Below are 3038 nucleotides of genomic sequence, written 5' to 3' on the forward strand. Positions count from 1 at the left end.
AAGTACGGTAAGTTTAATCTGGTTAATACCAGTGTTGACTACGACGCTGGCTGGGGAACGATTAATCTGCAAGTGAATAATTTGTTCAACGAATATTATGAATATGTCTATGATAATTCTCAGAATGGTTCAGACATTATTTATTCTCCTGGTGACGGTATCAATGCCTCTGTTTCTGTCCTGTATCGCTTTTAATGGGTGTGGACATGCTTTTTACGATAGCGCGTCACGAATTAGTGGAGCAATGGCGTCATAAAACGCTGAAAATTTTATTACCCCTGATGCTTATGTTGACTGTGCTAGTGGCTTTTAGCCACTGGCAACAGCAGCAAGATTTTATTGCCGTACAAAAACAGTGGCAGGAAACCAATGATGCCGAGTGGGAAGCTCAGCCGGACCGTCACCCGCACCGAGCTGCACATTATGGTGCCATGGTGTTTCGAGTTATCTCACCATTAAGTTTCATTGATGCTGGTGTAAACCCTTTTGTGGGTAATGTGTTGTTTTTGGAAGCACATCGACAAAACAGCAGTCAGTTTAAGCAATATTTAAGTAGCCATAGCTATATGCAGTTGGGTTATTTATCCGGCGCAACGCTGATATTGGTCGTCTGGCCTTTAGTGCTGATTGCGTTAGCTTATAAAAGTATCAGTGGTGAGCGTCAGCAGGGCACATTAAGACAGGTAATTGCGCTTGGCGTCAGTTTTCGTCAACTGATTGTCGGCAAAGCATTAGCGTTCTTATTTATTTCACTACTTTTTCTGGCACTGGTCTTTTCTGTGGCCGCATTGTTTTTGGTGCTGGGCGAGGCAAGTGGCGATGTTTATGCACGCTTTGCCATGTTATTTGCACTGTATTTTCTGTATTGCATGATATGGATCGGTCTGATTTTATTGGTATCGACATTAGCACAAGGGAATAATCAGAGCCTATCCTCATCTCTATTACTGTGGCTGGTGATGGTAGTGGTGTTACCAAAGCTAGCTTATGCGGTAGCAGAGTGGCGTTATCCTTTACCGGATAAAGCAGTGTTTGATATTCAAACAACACAAGCTGTTGCCAAAGTCGGGGACTCTCACGATCCTGATGATCCGTATTTCAATGATTTCCGAGAGAAAGCACTACAAGCATATGGCGTTGATCGTGTTGAAGACTTGCCTGTGAATTGGAAGGGATTGTTGATGCAGGAAGGTGAGAGAATAACCAGTGAAGTCTTTGAGCAGCAATATGAGCAGCTTTTAGCTCAGATAGCCAAACAAAATGCCTGGGTTTCTGGTTTGTCCCTAATATCGCCTTACCTGGTAACGAGTCGACTATCCAACCAACTCAGTGGTACCAGTTATGAGCATATCAGAGAGTTCGAACAAGCAGCTGAAGCCTACCGTTATCAATTAATTCAGTCTTTGAATGATATCCATATCCATGAAGTCGATCTGGCTAAGGACCGTGAGACACGTATATCTCAGTCACATTGGTCTGAACTGGCCAAGTTTGATTATGAAGCGACGAAGTTAAAACAAGAATGGCCAACCATGGCCGCTTCTGTTGCCGTTATTATGGTTTGGTTCCTGTGTTTGTTGGCGGCCATTACTCTTACCAGACCGAAGGTGAGTCTATGAATCTGTTTGCTATTGAAATGAAACTGTTTTGGGCGAACAGGCTAAATAAATGGTTGTTGTTGACCTATCTTGTTGCAGGCGTTGTTGCCATTAGTCTAAGTCAGGTCACCTATGAGCGTGAATTAGAGCATTATCAGTTGGCTGAAACTTTTTATCAGAATGAGATTGAGCACTATCAAGAGCAGTTTGATAAACAACAATTACAGCTTGGCTATATGGGCTATTACTTATTTCATCCTGTTGCTCAGCTACCGCAGGCATGGTCAGCCTTGTTTCGGGGGGAACGTGATGAGTCTGCCAATCATTTACGTGTCAGATTGTTAGGTCTACAGAGTCAGGTGAATGCTAACGCGCTTGGCAATACTGACGCTCAGCGTTTTGGTCAATTTGATTTATCCTTTTTATGGTTATACCTGATGCCACTATTGATTGGTGCAATGACTATTAATCTATTGGCCGATGAAAAAAGTAGCGGTCGCTGGCCAATGTTAGTGGCTCAGGTATCGAAGGGTACACAGTTAATTTTCAGAAAGATGGCTGTACCCGCTTTGATGGTATTGACCGTCAATATGACTTTATTGGTGTTAGCCACATGGATGACATCGGTCACAATAGATAGCAGTTGGTTGGCAGTCTTACTACAAGTTGTTTTGTATCAACTGTGTTGGTGGCTGATTTGTGGCTGGATTGTATTTTTGAATAAAGAAGCCAGTTTCAATTATCTGTCACTCATTAGTATTTGGCTGGTGTTTACATTTATTGTGCCGGGTATGGCTTATCTCTATCAAATTCAACAACAAGAAGCTGGGAAAGATGCAGCGATCGTGTTTGAGCAGCGTCAATATATGAATGATAGCTGGGATAAAGATAAGAAAGCTGACTTTGAGGCTTATCTCGCGAAGTTTCCACAATGGACGCCTACCGCCCCGTTGGGTGATGAATTTGACTGGCGTTGGTATTACGGGCAGCAGCAGATGAGTGATGTCGTGGTTAGTGATCTAGTCGAAAAACGTTACCAGAGTCAGTTAGCCAGTCACCAGCAAGGCCAGGCTTTTTCATGGTTTTCCCCAGTAATGACAATGCAATACAGTTTTAATCGCTTGGCGAATAGCGATATGTTGGCGAATGTTGATTTCAATCAGCAAGTTGCAGAGTATCAACAGTCATTACGTGATTTCTTCTGGTCATTTTATTTCTTCGATACCGCTTTTGAAAAAACAGATTTTGCTGATATCCCCAGTTTTAATTACCAGCCTGATAATGCTGTATTTATCTGGCAGGGTTCTCTGAAACTGTTGTTACTGAGTTTGGTGTTTGGGGTGTTACTGTGGCGCAAGGTAAGCGTTTTTCATGAACGCTGACACCATGCAGCCAATTCCGACAAATATCATCACCGGTTTTTTGGGCGTAGGGAAAACG

2 protein-coding genes and 1 pseudogene are annotated in these 3038 nt (G+C 42.9%); all 3 read left to right on the forward strand.

Annotated elements, in window-relative coordinates; genetic code table 11:
- Positions 1–195: pseudogene (locus tag B4K20_RS05080) on the forward strand (TonB-dependent receptor); the annotation flags it as partial.
- 11 nt (positions 196–206) lie between these two features.
- Positions 207–1619: an ABC transporter permease gene (locus tag B4K20_RS05085; protein WP_289282109.1), complete on the forward strand. Its 1413-nt coding sequence runs from the start codon at positions 207–209 to the stop codon at positions 1617–1619.
- On the forward strand, positions 1616–2980 hold the full coding sequence (locus B4K20_RS05090; RefSeq protein WP_289282110.1) for a DUF3526 domain-containing protein: 1365 nt from the start codon (positions 1616–1618) through the stop codon (positions 2978–2980). Before B4K20_RS05085 ends, B4K20_RS05090 begins: the two co-directional genes overlap by 4 nt.
- Positions 2981–3038 lie beyond the last annotated feature (58 nt).

This window comes from Methylophaga sp. UBA5088 (genome assembly GCF_002414625.1).
GTDB lineage: Bacteria > Pseudomonadota > Gammaproteobacteria > Nitrosococcales > Methylophagaceae > Methylophaga > Methylophaga marina.